General features: G+C 69.5%; 12 protein-coding genes. 3 read left to right on the top strand and 9 right to left on the bottom strand.

Translation table 11 applies throughout. The annotated features are described in order from the left end of the window. Window positions 1–121 precede the first annotated feature (121 nt). Window positions 122–1,459 carry an MFS transporter gene (locus tag ACI1V7_RS09260; RefSeq protein ID WP_404531458.1) on the top strand — a complete coding sequence of 446 codons (1,338 nt, stop codon included), beginning with the start codon at window positions 122–124 and terminating at the stop codon, window positions 1,457–1,459. Between the two features lie 10 nt (window positions 1,460–1,469). Beyond that, window positions 1,470–2,711: a glycerate kinase gene (locus ACI1V7_RS09255; RefSeq protein WP_404531457.1), complete on the top strand. Its 1,242-nt coding sequence runs from the start codon at window positions 1,470–1,472 to the stop codon at window positions 2,709–2,711. Here the strand turns inward: ACI1V7_RS09255 and ACI1V7_RS09250 are convergent. From ACI1V7_RS09250 to ACI1V7_RS09220, 7 genes are all read right to left on the bottom strand, one after another. Then, window positions 2,686–3,564, bottom strand: coding sequence for an EamA family transporter (locus ACI1V7_RS09250; protein WP_404531456.1), 879 nt, complete (start codon window positions 3,562–3,564; stop codon window positions 2,686–2,688). The two genes, ACI1V7_RS09255 and ACI1V7_RS09250, sit on opposite strands and share 26 nt — an antisense overlap. Next, window positions 3,554–4,282, bottom strand: a complete 729-nt coding sequence (locus tag ACI1V7_RS09245; protein ID WP_404531455.1) for an ABC transporter ATP-binding protein — start codon at window positions 4,280–4,282, stop codon at window positions 3,554–3,556. Before ACI1V7_RS09245 ends, ACI1V7_RS09250 begins: the two co-directional genes overlap by 11 nt. A 9-nt stretch (window positions 4,283–4,291) precedes the next feature. Continuing rightward, the gene (locus tag ACI1V7_RS09240) at window positions 4,292–6,256 is read right to left on the bottom strand and encodes a branched-chain amino acid ABC transporter ATP-binding protein/permease (RefSeq protein ID WP_404531454.1); all 1,965 of its coding nucleotides are present in this window, start codon (window positions 6,254–6,256) and stop codon (window positions 4,292–4,294) included. 2 nt (window positions 6,257–6,258) lie between these two features. After that, entirely contained in the window at window positions 6,259–7,149 is an 891-nt protein-coding gene (locus ACI1V7_RS09235; RefSeq protein WP_404531453.1) for a branched-chain amino acid ABC transporter permease, read from the bottom strand. A gap of 105 nt (window positions 7,150–7,254) precedes the next feature. Continuing rightward, complete coding sequence (locus ACI1V7_RS09230) at window positions 7,255–8,424, bottom strand: ABC transporter substrate-binding protein (protein WP_404531452.1); 1,170 nt, start codon at window positions 8,422–8,424, stop codon at window positions 7,255–7,257. A gap of 231 nt (window positions 8,425–8,655) precedes the next feature. After that, entirely contained in the window at window positions 8,656–9,099 is a 444-nt protein-coding gene (locus ACI1V7_RS09225) for a hypothetical protein (protein ID WP_404531451.1), read from the bottom strand. A 186-nt stretch (window positions 9,100–9,285) separates the two neighbouring features. Further along, window positions 9,286–11,790, bottom strand: coding sequence for a TonB-dependent receptor plug domain-containing protein (locus ACI1V7_RS09220; RefSeq protein ID WP_404531450.1), 2,505 nt, complete (start codon window positions 11,788–11,790; stop codon window positions 9,286–9,288). 343 nt (window positions 11,791–12,133) lie between these two features. Here ACI1V7_RS09220 and ACI1V7_RS09215 point away from each other — a divergent pair, with 343 nt between their 5' ends. Continuing rightward, window positions 12,134–15,094 (top strand): hybrid sensor histidine kinase/response regulator, encoded by a 2,961-nt coding sequence (locus ACI1V7_RS09215; RefSeq protein ID WP_404531449.1) that lies wholly within the window; start codon window positions 12,134–12,136, stop codon window positions 15,092–15,094. A gap of 275 nt (window positions 15,095–15,369) precedes the next feature. Here the strand turns inward: ACI1V7_RS09215 and serB are convergent, their stop codons facing one another. Together serB and mfd are read right to left on the bottom strand one after the other, a co-directional pair. Next, entirely contained in the window at window positions 15,370–16,218 is an 849-nt protein-coding gene (gene serB / locus ACI1V7_RS09210; RefSeq protein ID WP_404531448.1) for a phosphoserine phosphatase SerB, read from the bottom strand. A gap of 13 nt (window positions 16,219–16,231) precedes the next feature. Further along, complete coding sequence (gene mfd / locus ACI1V7_RS09205) at window positions 16,232–19,690, bottom strand: transcription-repair coupling factor (RefSeq protein WP_404531447.1); 3,459 nt, start codon at window positions 19,688–19,690, stop codon at window positions 16,232–16,234. Between the last annotated feature and the right edge of the window lie 4 nt (window positions 19,691–19,694).

The raw sequence follows: 19,694 nt of genomic DNA, 5'->3' as shown, positions 1-19,694 counted from the left end.
CTGAGAGCGATGCTTGAGTTTCCTGCAACAATCGTGCCGTGCGCTGAGGCTTTGGCGACGCGGGCGGAGGATAATGCCGGTATCGTCCGCCGTGATGGCGGATATATCGGAGACACATATTATGAGCAACTGCATGAGCGCCGGCGCGCCGCGCGAGGCCGCCACGCCCGATCCCGGCATCCTCGAACGGGGCTACCGCAAGGCCACCTGGCGCCTGATCCCCTTCATCTTCGTCTGCTACCTGTTCAATTACCTGGACCGGGTCAACGTCGGCTTCGCCAAGCTGGAAATGCTCGATGCCCTGAAGCTGAGCGAAACCGTGTACGGCCTGGGCGCCGGCATCTTCTTCGTCGGCTACGTGCTGAGCGGCGTGCCGAGCAACCTGATCCTGCACAAGCTGGGCGCGCGCCGCTGGATCGCCGTCATGATGGTGCTGTGGGGCGCGCTGTCCGCCGCGATGATGACCGTCAGCAGTCCCGCGTCGTTCTACGTGCTGCGCTTCCTGACGGGCGTGGCCGAGGCCGGCTTCTTCCCCGGCATCGTGTTCTACCTCACCAACTGGTTCCCGTCGCAGAAACGCGGCCAGGTGATGGCGCTGTTCATGTCCGCGATTCCCGTGTCGGGCGTCGTCGGCGGGCCGCTGTCCGGCTGGATGCTCGCCCACTTCTCGGCGGGCCAGGGCGGCCTGGCCGGCTGGCAGTGGCTGTTCCTGCTGCAGGGGCTGCCCACCGTGGTGCTGGGCCTGGCCGTGCTGTTCGTGCTGTCCGACGGCCTGCGCCAGGCGCCCTGGCTGAAGCCGGAGGAAAAGGCGGCGATGCTCGCCGAACTCGAGGCCGACGAGGCGTCGCGCCGCGCCAGCTCGCACGCCGTGCACTCGTTCTCCGCCGTGCTGCGCAACGGCCATGTATGGATGCTGGGCCTGATCTATTTCAGCATCCAGATGGGCGTATATGCCATCAACTTCTGGCTGCCGTCGATCATCAAGGGCCTGGGCGTCGGCGATGCCACGACGGTGGGCTGGCTGTCCGCCATTCCCTACCTGTTCGCCGGCGTCTTCATGGTCGTCGTCGGGCGCTCGGCCGATGCGCGCCGCGAACGCCGCTGGCACGTGTCCGGTCCCATGTTCGTGGCGCTGGGCGGCCTGCTGCTGGCCGCGAACTTCTCCGCCAACATCGTCATCGTGATGGTCGGCCTCGTGCTGGCGACGATGGGCGCGCTGTCCGCGCTGTCGATGTTCTGGCCGCTGCCGGCCGCCTTCCTGGGCAGTGCCGCCGCGGCGGGCGGACTGGCGCTGATCAATTCGCTGGGCCAGGTGGCGGGCTTCGTCAGTCCCTTCCTGGTCGGCTGGATCAAGGACGCCACGGGCAGCACGGATACCGCCCTGTACATCCTGTCGACGGTGATGCTGGTGGGCGCCTTCCTGGTGCTGCGCATCCCGGGACGCCTGGTCAACCGCTGAGGAGGCAGCCATGAAGATCGTGATCGCGCCGGATTCGTTCAAGGAAAGCCTGACCTCGCTGCAGGTGGCCGGCGCCATCGAGGCCGGGTTCCGCGAGGTATTCCCGGACGCGGACTACGTGAAGGTGCCCGTCGCCGACGGCGGCGAGGGGACTGTGCAGGCCATGATCGACGCCACCGGCGGACGGCGCGTCGCGCAGACGGTGACGGGGCCGCTGGGCGAACCGCTCGCCGCCTTCTACGGCCAGAGCGACGGCCTGGCCGTGATCGAGATGGCCGCCGCCAGCGGGCTCGAGGCCGTGCCGCGCGAGCGGCGCGATCCCTTGACGGCCACCAGCCGGGGCACCGGTGAACTGATCCGCCTGGCGCTGGACGCCGGCGCGCGCCGCTTCGTGCTGGGCGTGGGCGGCAGCGCCACCAACGATGGCGGCGCCGGCATGCTGCAGGCGCTGGGCGTGCGGCTGCTGGACGGGGACGGCCGCGAACTCGGCCCCGGCGGCGCCGCGCTGGCGCGCCTGGCCCGCATCGACGTGGCAGGGCTGGACCCGCGCGTGCGCGACGCCGAGTTCCACATCGCCTGCGACGTCCGCAACCCGCTGGTCGGCCCGGGCGGGGCGTCCGCCATCTTCGGGCCGCAGAAGGGCGCCACGCCCGAGATGGTCGTCCAGCTCGACGCCGCGCTGCGCCACTACGCCGCCATCATCCGGCGCGACCTGGGCCAGGACATCGCCGACCTGCCGGGCGCGGGCGCGGGCGGCGGCATCGCGGCGGCGATGGTCGTGTTCCTGGGCGGGCGCCTGCGCCCCGGGATCGAGATCGTCACCGAGGCCGTGGGGCTGGACGCGGCCGTGCGCGACGCCGACCTCGTCGTCACGGGCGAGGGACGCATCGACGGCCAGACCGTGAGCGGCAAGACCCCGATGGGCGTGGCGAACGTGGCGGCGCGCCACGGCAAGCCGGCGCTGGCCATCGGCGGCTCGCTGGCGCCGGATGCTGACGCCGTCCATGCGCACGGCATCGCCGCCGTGTTCGCGGCCGTGGCGCGGCCATGCACACTGGCCGAGGCGCTGGCCGCGGCGGACGTCAACGTGCGCCGTGCCGCGCGCAACGCGGCCGCCGCGCTGGCGCTGGGCATGCGGATGGGCGCTGCTGGGGGAATAAACGCGGGAACACACGCGGGAACACACGCGGGAGCGCCTGCGGCACCGCCCGCGGCCAGTGCCGCCATCACGCCTTCCTTGCAGTCAGCGTGACCCAGGCGACGCCGCCCAGCGTCGCCAGTCCCGATAGCGCGCTCCTGGCCGTGACGTGTTCGCCCAGCAGCAGCACGCCCAGCAGCGCGCTGATCACCGGCACCGACAGCTGCACGGCGCCGGCGCCGATCGCCGTCATGCGCGTGCGCACCCAGTACCAGACCGCATAGCCGAGCCCCGACGTGATGCTGCCGGAGACGAGCGCACAGGCGACGCCGGCCGGGTCCGGGCGCAGGCCGCCGGGGCCCGTCAGCCATGCCGCGAGGACCAGCACGGCCGCCAGCGGCACGGCCAGGAGGAAGCTCGTGGCCGTGTTGGCGATGGGCGCGCCGCTCGCCTTGCCCAGCAGGGAGAAGCCGCCCCAGGCGAAGCCGGCCAGCGCCATCAGCGCGGCCGGCAGCAACGGCGGCGCCGACGCCGACGGCGCCAGGAACACGGCCAGCCCGCCCAGTGCCAGCAACAGGCCCCAGGGACTGGCGCGCTCTCCCCGCGACAGGCCATACGAAATCATCAGCAGCTGCGCGCAGGCGAACAGCACGAGGGCGCCGGCGCCCGTGCCGATGCCGCGGTAGGCGAAGGTGAACGCCGCCACGTAGGCGAACAGCAGCAGCGCCGACAGCCAGCCCGTGCGCGTGCGCTCCAGCCGGCCGCCCTGCAGGCGCAGGATCGCCAGCAGCGTCGCCGCGCCGCTCGCCACGCGGATCGCCGTGAACGAGGCCGCGTCGATGCCGGTGGTCTGCAGGGCCGCCCGCGTGAGCAGCGAATTGGCCGCGAACGCCACCATCGCCAGGCAGGTCAGCAGTCCGACGGCAAGCGTCGCGCCCCGTACCTGCGCGGCGGCCTCAGTGCGCATGGCTCCCGCCGAGGTAGGCGGCGACCACCTTCGGATCGGTCTTGAGCTGGTGGGCGGGGCCGTGCACGGCGATGCGGCCGTTTTCCAGCACGTAGCCGTAGTCGGCCACTTCCAGCGCCGCCTGCGCGAACTGCTCGACCAGCAGCATGGTGACGCCGTCCGCCTTCAGGCGCGCGATGATGCGGAACACCTCGTCGACGAGGATGGGCGCGAGGCCCATCGACGGCTCGTCCAGCAGCACGACGTCCGGGTTCAGCATGACCGCGCGCGCCATCGCCAGCATCTGCTGCTCGCCGCCGGACAGGGTGCCGGCCAGCTGCTCGCGCCGCTCTTTCAGGCGCGGGAAAAGTTCCAGCGCCCGCTCCAGGTCGTGCGCCACGTCGCCGCGGGCCCGCTTGCCCGTCAGGCGCGGAAAGGCGCCCAGCAGCAGGTTGTCGGTGACGCTCATGGTGGCGAACACGCGCCGCCCCTCTGGCGAATGGGCGAGGCCGGCGCGCGCGATGCGGTGCGCGTCCAGCCCCGTGATGTCGCGCCCGCCCAGCGTGACGGTGCCGGCGCGCGGCCTGATCATGCCGGAGACGGCGCGCATGGTCGTGGTCTTGCCGGCGCCGTTGGAACCGATCAGCGTGACGAGGCGGCCCTGCGGCACCTCCAGCGATATCCCGTGCAGCACCTCGACCTTGCCATAGCTCGCGTGCAGGTTGTGGATCGACAGCATGGTGGTCTCCTAGACGGTGGCGGCGGCGGGCGCGGGCGAACCCTTGGCGCCGCCCAGGTAGGCTTCGATCACGCGCGGGTCGGCCTGCACCTGGGCCGGCGTGCCCTCGGCGATCTTCTGGCCGAAGTCGAGCACGGTGACGGTGTCCGAGATCGCCATCACGACGTCCATGTGGTGCTCGATCAGCACGATGGTGATGCCGTGGTCGCGGATCTTGCGGATGATCGCCATCAGCTCGCGGATGTCCGGCGCCGTCAGGCCCGCCGCCGGCTCGTCCAGCAGCAGAAGGCGCGGATCCAGCGCCAGCGCGCGGCCGATTTCCAGCAGGCGCTGCTTGCCGTAGGGGAGGTTGCGCGCCTCTTCCATCGCCAGGTCGGACAGGCCCACGAAGGCGAGGATCGCGGCCGCCCGCGCACGCGCGATGCGTTCCTCGCGGCGCCGGCGCGGCGTGCCCAGCATGGCGTCGAACACCGTGGAACGGAAGCCGTGGTGCAGGCCGACGAGGATGTTCTCCGTCGCCGTCATCTCGCCGAACAGCTGCACGTTCTGGAAGGTGCGGGCCACGCCCAGCAGCGCGATCTGCGCCGGCGTGCGGCCCACGAGGGGCGTGCCCGCGAAGTCGATGCCGCCCTCGGTCGGCCGGTAGATGCCGGTCAGGACGTTCATCATCGTGCTCTTGCCGGAGCCGTTGGGGCCGATCAGGCCGTGCACGCTGCCGCGCGCCACCTGCAGGTCCACCTTGTTGAGCGCCTTCAGGCCGCCGAACTGCATCAGCACCCCGTCCAAGCGTAGCAACGGCGAATCAGCGGTGGCGCCTGCGGCGGCGCGGCCGTCGGCCTGGCCGCCGAACGGAGCGGCGCCGGCGCCGGCGTCGAGGGGGCGCGCGTGCCGGCGTCCCCGTCCCGCGAGCGTGCGCACGAAGCCGACGATGCCGTCCTGCAGGTAGTAGACGACGAACAGCGTCATGAGGCCGAAGATCGTCAGGCGCCAGTCGACCATGTTCTCCAGGCGGTAGGAAAACACGGCCAGGCCGACCGTCCCCAGCACGGGCACCGCGGCCTTGCGCACGGTGGTGCGGCGGCGGGCCAGCAGCAGGGCGGCGCCCAGCAGTGCGAGCACGGCGCAGACGACGGCGATGTGGCGGAACAGGTCGATGTCCGCCAGCAGGCTGGGCAGCATGATGACGATGGCGGCGCCGATCAGCGCACCGGTGCGGCTCTTCCTGCCGCCCATGATCACGGCCAGCAGGAACAGGATCGTCAGTTCGAAGTTGTAGGTATTGGGCGCGATGTACTGTTCCGAATAGGCGTACAGGCTGCCCGCCAGGCCGGCGAAGGCGGCGCTGATGACGAAGGCGTACACCTTGTAGCGATACACGGACACGCCCATGCAGTCGGACGCGATGGGGCTGTCGCGCAGGGCCTCGAAGGCGCGGCCCAGGTGCGACTTGAGCAGCAGGTGCACGGTGCCCAGCGACGCGGCGGTCAGCAGCGCAACCATGTAGAAATACTCGGTCTCGTCCAGCGCATGGCCGAAGAAGGTCGGCTTGCTCAGCGTGATGCCCATCGGCCCCTGCGTGAGCCAGGACATCTCGTTGATGAGGATCTGCACGATGGTGCCGAAGGCCAGCGTGACCATGGCGAGGTACGGGCCCGTGACGCGCAGCGCCGGCAGCGCGAGGATGGCGCCGAAGCCGGCCGTGACGACGACGCTGGCCGGGAGCGCCAGCCACCAAGGCGCGCCCAGGTGCAGGATGAGCGTGCCCGTCACATAGGAGCCCACGCCGAACAGGCCGGCGTGGCCCAGCGAGACCTGGCCCGTGTAGCCGACCACGATGTCCAGGCCGAACAGCAGGATCGCATAGATGAGGATCGTCTCGGCCAGGTGCACGTAGTAGGGGTTCGTGACGAGCAGGGGAAACAGGGCGAGGGCGGCCAGGCCGGCGAGGCCGGGCGCGAGGCGGTGGAGGGTCATGGTCACACCTTCTTGATCGTGGCCTTGCCGAACAGGCCGGCGGGCTTGACGGCGAGGACCAGCAACAGCAGCACGAGGCCCGGCACGTCCTTGTAGCCCGTGGAGATGTAGTAGCCGGCCGTGGTCTCCGCGATGCCCATGATCAGGCCGCCGACGATGGCGCCCATGCCCGAGGTCAGCCCGCCGATGATCGCCACGGCGAAGGCCTTCAGGCCCAGCGAGGCGCCCATCGTCGCCCCCGTCAGCGTGATCGGGGCGACGAGCGCGCCGGCGAAGGCCGCCGTGGCCGAGGACAACGCATAGGACAGCGTGATCACCCGGCCCGTGTCGATGCCCATCAGTCCGGCCGCGTCGCGGTCGTTGGCGGTGGCGACGACGGCCTTGCCGTGGATCGACTTGCGGTTGAACACCTCGACCGCCAGCATGATGAGGAGGGCGCCGCCGATGACGACGAGCTGCATCGGCTGCACGTTGGCGCCCAGCACCTGGACGGGCGCCGTGTCCAGCGGCGAGGGGAAGGGCATGTCTTCCTTGCCCCAGATGTTCTCGGCGACGTTCTTGAAGATGATGGCCAGCGCGATCGTCGACATGATCCAGCCGAACTCGGACTTGATCCGGATCGCGGGACGCACGCCGATCCATTCGACGAAGGCGCCCTGGAGGGCGCCGAACAGGATCACGATGGGGATCGCGAGCCAGTAGTTCAGGTACGGCCCGCCGTGCACGCCGCCGGCGAGGCTGAGGCCCACGAGGGCGCCCAGCATGAGCGCCTCGCCCTGGCCGAAGTTCAGCGTGCCGGACGTGGCGAAGGTGAGTTGGTAGCCGAAGGCGATGACGGCATAGATCATGCCGAGCGCGATCCCGCTGAAGACCAGCTGCAGAAGAATGTCCATGGTGTCTCCCGTGACGGCATGAATACGTCGCCCCCGCGCAGGCGGGGGCCCAATTTCCCTGACCTGGAAGGAAAATTGGGCCCCTGCCTGCGCAGGGGCGACGGTTTACTTGGCGAGCACCACGCGCCCGCCCCGTACTTCGCCGAAGCGCGTATTCTCGAAATTGATCGCCTCGTGGTCGGTCTTCGAGTAGGGCTTGTTGTAGGTGGTGACGACGCCCTCGACCTGGCCGTTCAGGTTTTCCAGCGCTTCCCGGATCTTCGGCCCTTCCGTGCTGCCCGCCTGCTTGATGGCGGCGGCGAGCAGGTAGACGGAGTCGTAGCCCTGGGCGGCGGAGACGGCCGACGGCATGCGGCCGCCCGGCGGGTTGTAGGCCTTGACGTAGGCGTCGATGAAGGCCTTGCGGCGCGGGGTGTCCGGTTCCTGGATGAAGGCCTGCGGCATGCGCGTGCCCTCCGCGTTCTTGCCCGCGTTGTCGATGAAGTTGGCCATGGCCAGGGTCCAGCTGCCGATCATCGGCACCTTCCAGTTCAGCTTTTCCATGCCGTTGGCGATCTGCGCCAGTTCGGGGCCGATGCCGTAGGTGAGCACGGCCTCGGCGCCGGCCTGGCGCGCCTTGAGCAACTGCGGCGTCATGTCGACGTCCTTCAGGTTGTACTTCTCGACGGCGACCGGCTTGATGCCCTTTTTCTCGAGCGCCTTCTCCAGGTCCTCGCGCCCGAGCTGGCCGTAGCTGGTGGAGTCGGCCAGGATCGCCACCTTCTTGAAGCCCCTGCGGGTGACGGCTTCCTCGACGATCATGACGGACTGGATGGCGTCGCTGGCGGAATTGCGGAAGATGTAGTTCTCCGGCTGCTTGGCGAACTGCTGGGTGATGACGGAGCCCGTGGCCACGTTGTTCAGCACGGGAATCCTGGCCTGCTGGTAGAAGCGCTGCGAGGCCAGCGCCACGGTCGTGTTGATGTAGCCGACGGTGGCCACGACCTTTTCCTTGTTGATCAGCTCCTGGGCGATCTGCACCCCCCGTTCCGGTTTCGCTTCGTCGTCCCGCTCGACCATCTGCAAGGGCCTGCCCAGCACGCCGCCCTTGGCATTGATCTCGGCGACAGCCAGCTTGACGCCGTCGCGCATCGACACGCCCATGGGCGCCGATCCGCCCGTGAAGGGCCCCGCCACGCCGATCCTGATCGGTTCGGCGGCCATGCCGGCGGCCGACCAGCCCAGCGAGCAACCCAGAACCACACCTGCAACCAATGCTTTCGGTTTGAAATCCATTGCTGTCTCCGTTGTGTTTTTTGTGTCGTACGGTGGACGCCGGCGGGACCGGCGTGCGGGTCCATCCGGGCCGATTGTAGGATAGCAATCCGTCAACAGCAATGCATTGTCATGACGCGACGCACCATGCGTCATCCATGCCAATGCGTAAGAAAAGCGTAAGGTAGGGGGCGTACAGGCGAAAAAAAAGCTGCGCCGAGGCGCAGCCTTTGTCGCGATGCGACGGGACGGTCAGCGGTGACCGCGCGGGCCACCGTGCCAACCGCCACGGCCGCCGCCGTGCCAGCCGCCGCGCGGACCGCCGTAGCGGTGGCCGTGGCCCCAGTTGCTCCAGCTGAAGCCCAGGCCGATCGAGATCGGCGGGTACCAGAACGGATCGGCGTAGATCGGCGCCGGCGCGTACACGGGCGGGGCCACGTAGACGGGCGCCGCGCCGTAGGCGACGACGGGTGCCTGGCTGTAGGTGGTGACGGGCGTCGACGTCACGACGCCGCCGTTCGCGGAACTGGCTCCGGTACCGACGGGAACGGGGGTGACCGAGACGACCTGCCAGCCGTCGGCATCCGGCTGGGCAGCGGGAACATAGGCGCGCGATCCGTAGTTGGCCGGGCCCGGGTAGGTGGTGGCACAGCCGCTCAGGGCGGCGAGCGAAACGATGATGGCTAGCGTTTTCATGGCGGTTCTCCTCACCTGCTAGTGTACGGATTTTCGCCCGCCGCGCGCGCTCAATTACAGGCTGTTACACCTGCTGCATCAACGGAAATACATGTCGTCGTCCCTGCGCACGCAGGGCCCCAATGGCTGACGTGCCGTTGCCGGGCACACTTGGGTCCCCGCCTGCGCGGGGACGACGGGTTGGGGTCACAGGGTCACGTCGACGCGCGCGTACCAGGAGCGTCCGTTGATGCCGAACGGGCAGGTCTCCCAGCAGTACGTGAAGCCCATCTGCGGGAACGGCGCCGCCCGCACGGGATCCCAGCGGGTCGGGAAGGTATTGAAGATGTTGTTCGATCCCACCGTCAGGCTCGCATTCTTGGTGAACGCATAGCGCAGCGTGGCGTCGGCGATCCACTTGCCTTCCCAGGTCTGCACGAACGGCGCCGTGAAGCCCTGGCCCTGGACTTCGCCGTACCAGTTGGCGCGCACCGTGCCGTTCCAGGCGCCCTGGCTGTAGTCGGCCGACAGCACGTGGTGCTGGCGCGGCTGGCCCCGTTCGATCAGCGTCACCTGGGCGTCGTCGAACAGCTGGGCGCCGGTCAGCACGGGCGAGAGCGAGTGACGGCCCTTGACTTCCGTGCGGTTGAAGTCGAACTGGCCGGACAGCACCAGCGTCGACCCGGTCCACTTGGTCGTGTGCTCGGCCACGATGTCCAGGCCGCGCGTGCGCGTGTCGATGGCATTCGTGAAGAACTGGGCCTGGCCCACCTTCAGCGGATCCAGAATCGCGCGGATCGGGCAGGCGGCCGGTGTCGGGCAGGCGCCGGACTCGGGCGCGATGTTCGACGAGAACACGATGCGGTCGTCGATGTCGATGCCCCACACGTCGGCCGTCAGCGAGAAGTTCTGCGCCGGGCGCAGCACGATGCCGACGCTGGCGTTCTTCGACGTCTCCTCCTTCAGGTTCGGGATGCCGAAGGCGCGCGTGACGGCGCTGCCTTCGCGCGCCGTCAGCGTCTCGGTCAGGACGCCGGCCCCGTTCAGGTTCGTGGACACGGAGCTGTAGAACTTCTGCTGCACGCTGGGCGCGCGGAAACCCGTCGACACGGTGCCGCGCAGGCCCACGGTGCGGTTCGGATCCCAGCGCAGGCTCAGCTTGCCCGTCGTCGTGCTGCCGAAGTCCGAGTATTTTTCCCAGCGCGCGGCGGCGCCCAGCAGCAGCTGCGGGGTCAGGTTGTGCTCGACGTCCGCGTACAGCGCCACGTTGTGGCGGCTGTCGTCGACGACCGTGGCGGGCGTCCAGCCGGGGAAGCCCTGGGTGCCGGACGCCGCCACGCCGCCCGCCTGGTCGCGGATCACGATGGCGGGATTGTTGGTGCGGCCATACTGGTAGGAGACGGGGTCGCCGGCCTCGATCGCGTAGCCGTCGCGCCGGTACTCGAAGCCGGTGGCGAACGACAGCTTCCGGCCGAATAGCTCGACGGGCCCGCGCAGGTCCGCGTTCACCGTCGTCTGGCGGAATTTCAGCGCGCCCGTATCCGCTTCCAGCGGCGACTCGGCGTAGATGCCGCCGCCCGGCTTCGGCTCGTACCAGTAGCTGACGTTGATCGTGTTCCCTTCGCGGAAATCGAGCTCGCTGCGGCCGTGGTTGATGGACAGGTCGAGTTTCCAGTCGGCGGGCAGGTCGCGCCGCCAGCCGAAGGCGGCCGACGCATCCTTGACCGTGGTGCGGATGGCGGGCAGGAAGCCGTCCGGATACACGGCCGGCACGTTGCGGCCATCCTCGGCGGGACGGAAGAAGCCGGCCGAGTCGCCCGTGCGGTGCGAGATGCCGCCGAAGGCGTAGAACTCGCCGCCGCTGCCGCCCGCGAGGGGCAGGCCCGCGTTCCACCAGAAATACTTGTCCTTGGCCAGGCTGTCGCCGATGCGCTGGGTCACGCGCGGCGGGTCGACGCGCAGCGTGTCCACGCCGGCCCGGTTGGTCTCGCCGCGCCGGCGTCCTTCCACGGTCAGGTTGACGAAGCCGCCGTCGCCGATCGTCCAGCCGGTGTTCGCGCTGCCGGCCGCCAAGTGTCCGCCGCCCTCGGTGGCGCCGCCGGCGCTGGCCGACAGCTGGGTCGATGTACTGTCCTTGAGGACGATGTTGATCACGCCGGCGATGGCGTCCGAGCCGTACTGGGCCGCGGCGCCGTCGCGCAGCACCTCGATGCGCTGGATCGCGGCCATGGGGATCGCGTTGATGTCGGTGCCGGCGGAGCCGCGGCCGATGGTCTGCTGCACGTTGACGAGGGCCTGCTGGTGGCGGCGCTTGCCGTTGACCAGCACCAGCAGCTGGTCCGGGCCCAGCGAACGCAGGGTGGCAGGGCGGATGATGTCGGTGCCGTCGCTGATGAAGGTGGTCGAGAAGTTGAACGACGGGTCCAGGGTCTGCAGCAGCTTGCCCAGTTCCTGCGGGCCGGCCATCTGCATGTCCTTGGCGCCGATCAGGCCCACCGGCGCGGCCGAGTCGAGGGCCGTGCGCGCCGCCGAGCGCGAGCCGAGCACGACGACGGAGGCCATATTGCCTTCGGCGGCCGCCGCCTGGGCGGGGCGTTCCTGGGCAGGCGCTTCCTGGGCGAGCGCGGGGGCGAAGGCCAGCACCAGGGCGGTGGCGAGGGCGGTACGCCGCAGCGTGGGCATGGGCATGGGAATGGCGCGGTGTTCGAGCATCCTGTCTCTCCTTGTGGTCGTTATGGTCGTGATGGTCGTGATGGTCGTCCGTCTGCACCGCGACGGTGCAGACGAGTGCGCGGACCAGCATAGCCACACTGGACAGGTATGCACAATTGTGAATTTCTTGACTGTTGTTAATTTGGTGACATTCGGCCAATGTTGCTTGTTACACTAGACTGTGGCGGGCTATGCTGGGGAACATGCGCCTCCTGCGGCTCGAACGGGCCGCGACGCCATGTCACAAAATTGTAGGAAGGTTATCTGCTGGCCGAGCAAGACGCCGCCTTGCCGACCGAGCCGCTAGAATGCTCGTTCGCCGCCCCACCGTCCCTGCTCCCCGATGCCACCCACCGACCCCGCCCGCGAATCCGGTTCCGAATCCGGTTCGGATCTCCGCTCCGACACCCGCCTCGACGCGATGCACCGGCGCCTGTTCGACGCCTCGCCGAATCCCTACCTGGTGCTCGACCGCCGCCTGCGCATCGTGACGGCCAATCCGGCCTACCTGGCCGTCACGGGGCGGTCGCTGGACGACCTGGTGGGACGCTGCCCGTGGGAAGCGTTTCCGGCTAGTCCGGACACGGAGCGCCAGGTGCGCGAATCGTTCGAGCGCGTGATCGCCACGGGGCGCGAGGACACGGTGGCGCTGCTGCGCTTCGACATTGCCCGGCCCGGGGGCACGGGCGAAGTCGAGGAACGCTGGTGGACGATCACGCACACGCCGATCGCGGGTGCGGACGGCGCTGTCGAGATGATCCTGCAGCACCCGATCGAGGTCAGCGCCGTCGAGCGCCTGGGTGCCGTGCCGGCCGGCGATGCGCTGGCCGAGCTGGCGGCCGGGCCGTCGGGCCTGATCGACCGCGCGCGCCGCGTCTACGAGACCAACCGCGACCTGAAGGCGGACGTCGAGCGACTGCAGTCGCTGTTCCGCAAGGCGCCCGGCTTCATGGCCGTGCTGCGCGGGCCGCGCCACTTGTTCGAGTTCGTCAACGATGCCTTCGTCGGCCTGCTGGGCGAGCGCGACTACCTGGGCCGGACCGTGCGCGCCGTGCTGCCCGACCTGGAAGGGCAGCGGGTGTTCGAGACCCTCGACTGGGTCTTCGAGCAGGCGCGCGAATTCGTCGGCTACGACCTGGCCGTGCACGTGCGCGACGGCGGGCGCAACGAGCGCCGCCGCATCAACCTGATCTATTCGCCGATCGTCGAGCAGGGCACCGTGGCCGGCATCTTCGTCGAGGGCACGGACGTGACGGAACAGCACCGCGCGCGCGCCATCGTCGAGGAGCAGCTGGTGCAGCTGCGCCGCGCGGAGCACCTGCAGGCGTTCCAGCTGGCGCTGTCCGACTGCCTGCGGCCGTTGACGTCCGCCGAGGAGGTCATCGGCGCCGCCAGCCGCCTGCTGGGCGAGCGCCTGGACCTGGCGCGGGTCGTGTTCGCCGAGGTGGCCGTGCCGTCGATGCGGGTGACGGTGCGGCGCGACTGGTGCCGCGCGGGCCTCGCCGGCGTGGCCGGTCGCGACACGACGCTCGACGACTTCGGCCCCGACATGGCCGATGCGCTGCGCGCCGGCCACGACGTGCTGGTGGCCGACGTACGGGACGACCCCCGTACGCTGTCCCACCAGGCCGCCTACGAGGCGATCGGGGTGCGTGCCTACCTGACGATCCCGCTGCTGAAGGGGGGCGGCCTGCGCGTGGCGCTCAGCCTGCACGCCACGGCGCCGCGCGCGTGGAGCGCGGACGAGCTGCGCATCGCGCGCGAGACGGCCGAGCGCACCTGGGCGGCGGTGGAAGTGGCCCGCGCCCAGGCCGAACTGCGCGCGGAGCGCGACGAATCCCAGTATATCTTCGACACGATGACGGAAGGCTTCGGCCTGATCGACCGGGACTGGCGCGTGGTGCGCATGAACAATGCGGGCCTGCAGTTGGTGCAACGCAGCCGCGCCGAGGTCGTGGGGCACAACCACTGGGACGTGTTCCCCGCGGCGATCGGCACCGAGATCGAGCGCATGTGCCGGCAGGTGTACGCGGAGCGCCGCGCCGGCAGCGTCGACTACGGTTATCCGCTGCCCGAGGGCGGCACGCGCTGGATGGAGGTGCGCGCCTTCCCCGCCATGGACGGCGGCCTGGCCGTGTTCTTCCGCGACGTGACGGCGCGCCACGAGGCCGAGGACCGCCTGCGCCTGGAAGCGCACCGCAAGGACGAGTTCCTGGCCATGCTGGCGCACGAGCTGCGCAATCCGCTGGCGCCGATCAGCGCCGCGGCCGACCTGCTGGCGCTGGGCAGTCCCGACCCCGCGCGCATCGCCCGCACCAGCGCCATCATCACGCGCCAGGTCGGCCACATGACGAGCCTCGTCGACGACCTGCTGGACGTCTCGCGCGTGACGCGCGGCCTGGTGGCACTGGAGTGCGTGCCGGTCGACGTCAAGGCGATGGTGGCCGACGCCGTCGAGCAGGTGCGCCCGCTGGTCGAAGGGCGCCGGCACCGCCTGGAGCTGCACCTGGCGCCCGAGCATGCCGTGGTGATGGGCGACCGCAAGCGCCTCGTGCAGGTGCTGGCCAACCTGCTGGGGAACGCGGCCAAGTACACGCCGGAAGGGGGACGCATCGCGCTGCACATGGAGGTCGAGCCGGAGCCGGACGACGGCAGGGTCGTGCTGTGCGTGATCGACGACGGCATCGGCATGACGCCCGAGGTCAGGCAGGGTGCCTTCGAGCTGTTCACCCAGGCCGAGCGCACGCCGGACCGGTCGCAAGGGGGCCTGGGCATCGGCCTGGCGCTGGTCAAGAGCCTCGTCGAGCTGCACGGCGGCAGCGTGACGGCGCACAGCGAGGGGCCGGGACGGGGCAGCCGCTTTACCGTGTTCCTGCCGCACGCCGCCGCGCCGATGCCGGGGCCGGGCGCGCCGCGCGATGCGGGCGGCATGGCCCTGGCCCGCGCGGGGAGCGGGCGCAGCGTGCTGGTCGTGGACGACAACGTCGACGCCGCCCAGTTGCTGGCCATGCTGCTGGAAACCGCCGGCCACCGCGCCGCCGTCGAGCACGCGCCGGGCGCCGCCCTCGCGCGCGCGCGGGCCGAGCCACCCGAGGCCTGCATCCTCGACATCGGCCTGCCCGACATGGACGGCAACGAACTGGCCCGGCGCCTGCGCGCGCTGCCGGGCATGGCGGGCGTGCTGCTGATCGCATTGACGGGCTACGGGCGGCCGCAGGACCGCGAGGCGGCGCTCGCGGCCGGCTTCGACCACCACCTCGTCAAGCCGGTCGACGTGCAGCAGCTCCTGGGCCTGCTTGGCTAGTCTTGCGGGACTGGCGTGATGCGAGCGTCCGGTGGGCATGTGGTGCCCACCCTACGATATGTCCCTTCGCGTAGAAAAACCTGTCGTAGGGTGGGCACCACGTGCCCACCTGGGCCGGTCAACCGAACAGCGCCGCGAGCCGCACCGCGCGCGCCATCCGCTCGTACCCGGCGTCGTTCGGGTGCAGGTGGTCGCCGCTGTCACGGCCGCCAGCTGGCGCGCAGGCCGGGCCGGATCGATGGCGGTGTCGTCGTTGCGCCGGCGCGGAGTCCGGTTCAGCCGAGCACGGTCAGCAAGCCGTCGAGACCGCTGAAATTGAGCGCCACGTCGGCCTGGGCGCGCACGACGGGCTTGGCGCGGAACGCGACCGACAGGCCGGCGATGCCCATCATCTGCAGGTCGTTGGCGCCGTCGCCCATGACGATGGCGTGGCGGGTATCCATGCCGAGCTCCGCGCACACGCGCTGCACGGTGCGCATCTTTTCCGCCGCATCGACAATGCCGCCCGCCACCCGGCCGGACAGGACGTCGCCGTCCGCCTCGAGCACGTTGGCATGCGCGTAGTCCAGGCCCAGGCGCGCCTTCAGGCGCTCCGTGAAGAAGGTGAAGCCGCCCGAGACGAGCAGCGTCTTCAGGCCCGCCGCCTGCACGGCCTGCAGCATCGCTTCGCCGCCCGGCGAGATGCGCAGGCGCTCGTCGTAGACGCGGCCCAGGGCCGCGGTCGGCAGGCCGCCGAGCAGGGCGACGCGGCGCTGCAGGCTCTCGGAGAAATCGAGTTCGCCGCGCATCGCCGCTTCGGTGATGGCGGAGACCTGGGGCTTCAGGCCCTGCATGTCCGCAATTTCGTCGATGCACTCGATGGTGATCAGCGTGGAATCCATGTCCATCGCCACCAGGCCGAAGTCGGCGAGGGTCAGGTGCGCGTCGACGAAGCTGGCGTCGATGCCGGCCGCGAACGCGGCATCGTCGACCTGGCGCTTGAGCTCCGGCGTGAAGTCGATGCCGTCGCAGCGCAGCGCGTGCGGGTGCAGCTCGGTGATGCGCGCCGGGGCGGCCAGGGCGGCGACGCGCGCGAGGACGGCCTGGTCCGCGCCGGGACCTTGCAGGATCAGTTTCTTGGACATGGCGAATACCGTATTACGCTAATAATTGTTTGATGGTCTGCTTGACCTGGTTCACGCGGCTGGCGAGGTCCGGCATGGCCGCCGTGATGCGCAGCTTGTCCTGGCCGGCCAGCTTGACGTGGCGGTTCTTCTGGATCAGCGTGATGATCCTGATCGGATCGATCGGCGGCTTTTCCATGAACTGCAGGCTGGCGGCCTCGCCGTGGGCGTCGATCTTGACGATGCCGACCTGCTTGGCCGCGATGCGCAGGCGGTGCGTCTCGATGAGGGCCTTGACGGGGTCCGGCATCTTGCCGAAGCGGTCGATCAGTTCCTCCTGCATGTCGTCGATGCGGTCCTGGGTCTCGCAATTGGCCAGGCGCTTGTAGATCGACAGGCGCTCGTGCACGTCGCCGCAGTAGTCGGCCGGCAGCAGCGCCGGCGTGTGCAGGTTGATTTCCGTCGTCGAGGACAGCGGCGCGCTCATGTCCGGCTCGCGTCCCGCCTTGAGCGCCTTGACGGCTTCGTTCAGCATGTCGGAGTACAGCTGGAAGCCGATCTCCAGCATCTCGCCCGACTGGTTCTCGCCCAGCACCTCGCCGGCGCCGCGGATCTCCAGGTCGTGCATGGCCAGGTAGAAGCCGCTGCCCAGTTCCTCCATCTGCTGGATCGCGTCGAGGCGGCGCTGCGCCTGCTTGGACAGGCCCAGCACGTCGTTCACGAGCAGGTAGGCATAGGCCTGGTGGTGCGAACGGCCGACGCGGCCGCGCAGCTGGTGCAGCTGGGCCAGGCCGAACTTGTCGGCGCGGTGCATGATGATCGTGTTCGCCGTCGGCACGTCGATGCCGGTCTCGATGATCGTCGTGCATAGCAGGATGTTGTAGCGCTGGGCCACGAAATCGCGCATCACCTTTTCCAGGTCGCGCTCGTGCATCTGGCCGTGGGCCACGCCGATCCGCGCCTCCGGGAGCAGCTCGCGCAGCATGGCCAGGCGGTTCTCGATGGTCTCGACCTCGTTGTGCAGGAAGTAGATCTGGCCGCCGCGCTTCAGTTCGCGCAAGCAGGCTTCGCGGATCACGGAGCCGTCCTCGCTGCGCACGAAGGTCTTGATCGCCAGGCGCTTCTGCGGCGCGGTGGCGATGACGGAAAAGTCGCGCAGGCCTTCCAGCGCCATGCCCAGCGTGCGCGGGATCGGCGTCGCGGTCAGCGTCAGCACGTCGACCTCGGCGCGCAGCGCCTTCAGCGCTTCCTTCTGGCGCACGCCGAAGCGGTGCTCCTCGTCGATGATGACGAGGCCCAGGCGCGTGAACTTCACGTCCGGCGACAGCAGTTTATGGGTGCCGATGACGATGTCGACGGTGCCGTCGGCCATGCCCTTGATGGCGTTGTTGATTTCCTTGCCGGTACGGAAGCGCGACAGCTCGGCGATGCGGACGGGCCAGTCGGCGAAGCGGTCGGAGAAGGTCTGCGCGTGCTGCTCGGCGAGCAGCGTGGTCGGGGCCAGGATCGCGACCTGCTTGCCGCCCATGACGGCGATGAAGGCGGCGCGCAGCGCCACTTCCGTCTTGCCGAAGCCGACGTCGCCGCACACGAGGCGGTCCATCGGACGGCCCGAGGTCATGTCCTGCATCACGGCCGCGATGGCGGCGCGCTGGTCCGGCGTCTCGTCGAAGCCGAAGCTCTGGGCGAAGTTCTCGTAGTCGACGTTCGAGTACTCGAACGCGTGGCCCTGGCGCGCGGCGCGGCGCGCGTACAGGTTCAGCAGCTCGGCGGCCGTGTCGCGCACCTGTTCGGCGGCCTTGCGCTTGGCCTTGTCCCACTGGCCGGAGCCGAGCGTGTGCAGCGGCGCATCCTCGGGCGAGGCGCCGGAATAGCGCGAGATGACGTGCAGCTGCGAGACGGGCACGTAGAGCTTGGATTCCTTTGCGTACTCGAGGTGCAGGAATTCCGTCTCGCCTTCGCCCAGGTCCATGCTCATCAGGCCCATGTAGCGGCCGATGCCGTGGTTGATGTGCACGACGGGGTCGCCGACCTTCAGCTCGGACAGGTCGCGCACCATCGATTCGACCTGGCTGCCCGCTTCCTGCTTCTTCTTGCCGGCGCGGCGCCCGCTGCCCGCGTACAGTTCCGTCTCGGTGATGAACACCAGGCGTCCGCAGGCCGTATCCATCAGCTCGAAGCCGGCCTGCAGCGGCGCCACGCCCAGTACGACGCCGGCGTCGGTCGCGCACAGGCCGGCGTAACCCTCGACGAGGGCCAGTTCGAACTTGTACTCGTTGAAGTACTGCTGCAGCGTCTCGCGGCGGCCGGCCGATTCGGCGCAGATCATGACCTTGGTTCCGGGGTCGTTCGCCGTGTGCGCGAGGTAGTTGCGCAGGTTGGCCAGCGGGTCGTCCAGGCGGCGGTTGACGGCGATGTCCGGCACCGGCGCCGAGAGTTCCGACGCGCCCGCCTCCGGATTCCGGGAGATGGCCCAGCGGCCGTACTGCTTGGCGTTCGAGAAGAACTGCTCGGCGCCGAGGAAGATTTCCTTCGGTTCCAGCACGGGGCGTTCGCGGTCGCTCTTGAGGAATTTGTAGCGCGATTCCGTGTCGACCCAGAAGCGCTGGATCGCTTCGTCGATGTCGCCGACGAGGGCCAGGCTGGCGTCCTGCGGCAGGTAGTCGAACAGCGTGGCGGTGGCGTCGAAGAACAGGGGCAGGTAGTACTCGATGCCGGCCGAGGCGATGCCGTTGCCGATGTCCTTGTAGATCGTCGAGCGCGTGGGGTCGCCTTCGAAGCGTTCGCGCCAGCGGCTGCGGAACGCCGTCCTGGCCCCTTCGTCCATCGGGAATTCGCGGCCCGGCAGCATGCGCACTTCCTTCACCGGGTACAGCGAACGCTGGGTGTCGGCATCGAAGGTGCGGATCGTCTCGATCTCGTCGCCGAACAGGTCCAGCCGGTAGGGCAGCGCGGAACCCATCGGGAACAGGTCGATCAGGCCGCCGCGCACCGAGTATTCGCCGGGCGACATCACCTGCGACACGTGGGTATAGCCGGCCAGCGTGAGCTGTGCCTTGAGCCTGGCCTCGTCCAGGCGCTCGCCCTGGCGGAAGAAGAAGGTATAAGCGGCCAGGAAGGACGGCGGCGCCAGGCGCACGAGGGCCGTCGTCGCCGGCACCACGAGCACGTCGCAGCGGCCGTTCTGGATCTCGTGCAGCGTGGCCAGGCGCTCCGACACGAGGTCCTGGTGCGGCGAGAACGCGTCGTAGGGCAGCGTTTCCCAGTCGGGCAGCAGGTGGCAGGCGAGCTTGCCGTCGGCGAACCAGGGAATCTCGTCGAGCAGGCGCTGGCCGTCGCTCGCATTGGCGACGACCACGGTCAGCATCTTGTTCTGGGCTTTGAGCACCAGGGCGGCCTGGGCGAGCGCATAGGCGTCGCTGGAGCCGTGCAGGTGCGGCAGGGCGAAACGGGTTCCGGTTTTCGGGAGGTGCTTTTTGAGATCGAAAGGCATTGAC

Origin of the sequence: Massilia paldalensis (assembly GCF_044901715.1) — a bacterium.
Taxonomy (GTDB): domain Bacteria; phylum Pseudomonadota; class Gammaproteobacteria; order Burkholderiales; family Burkholderiaceae_D; genus Telluria; species Telluria paldalensis.
This window is presented reverse-complemented; position numbering and strand designations above follow the sequence as displayed.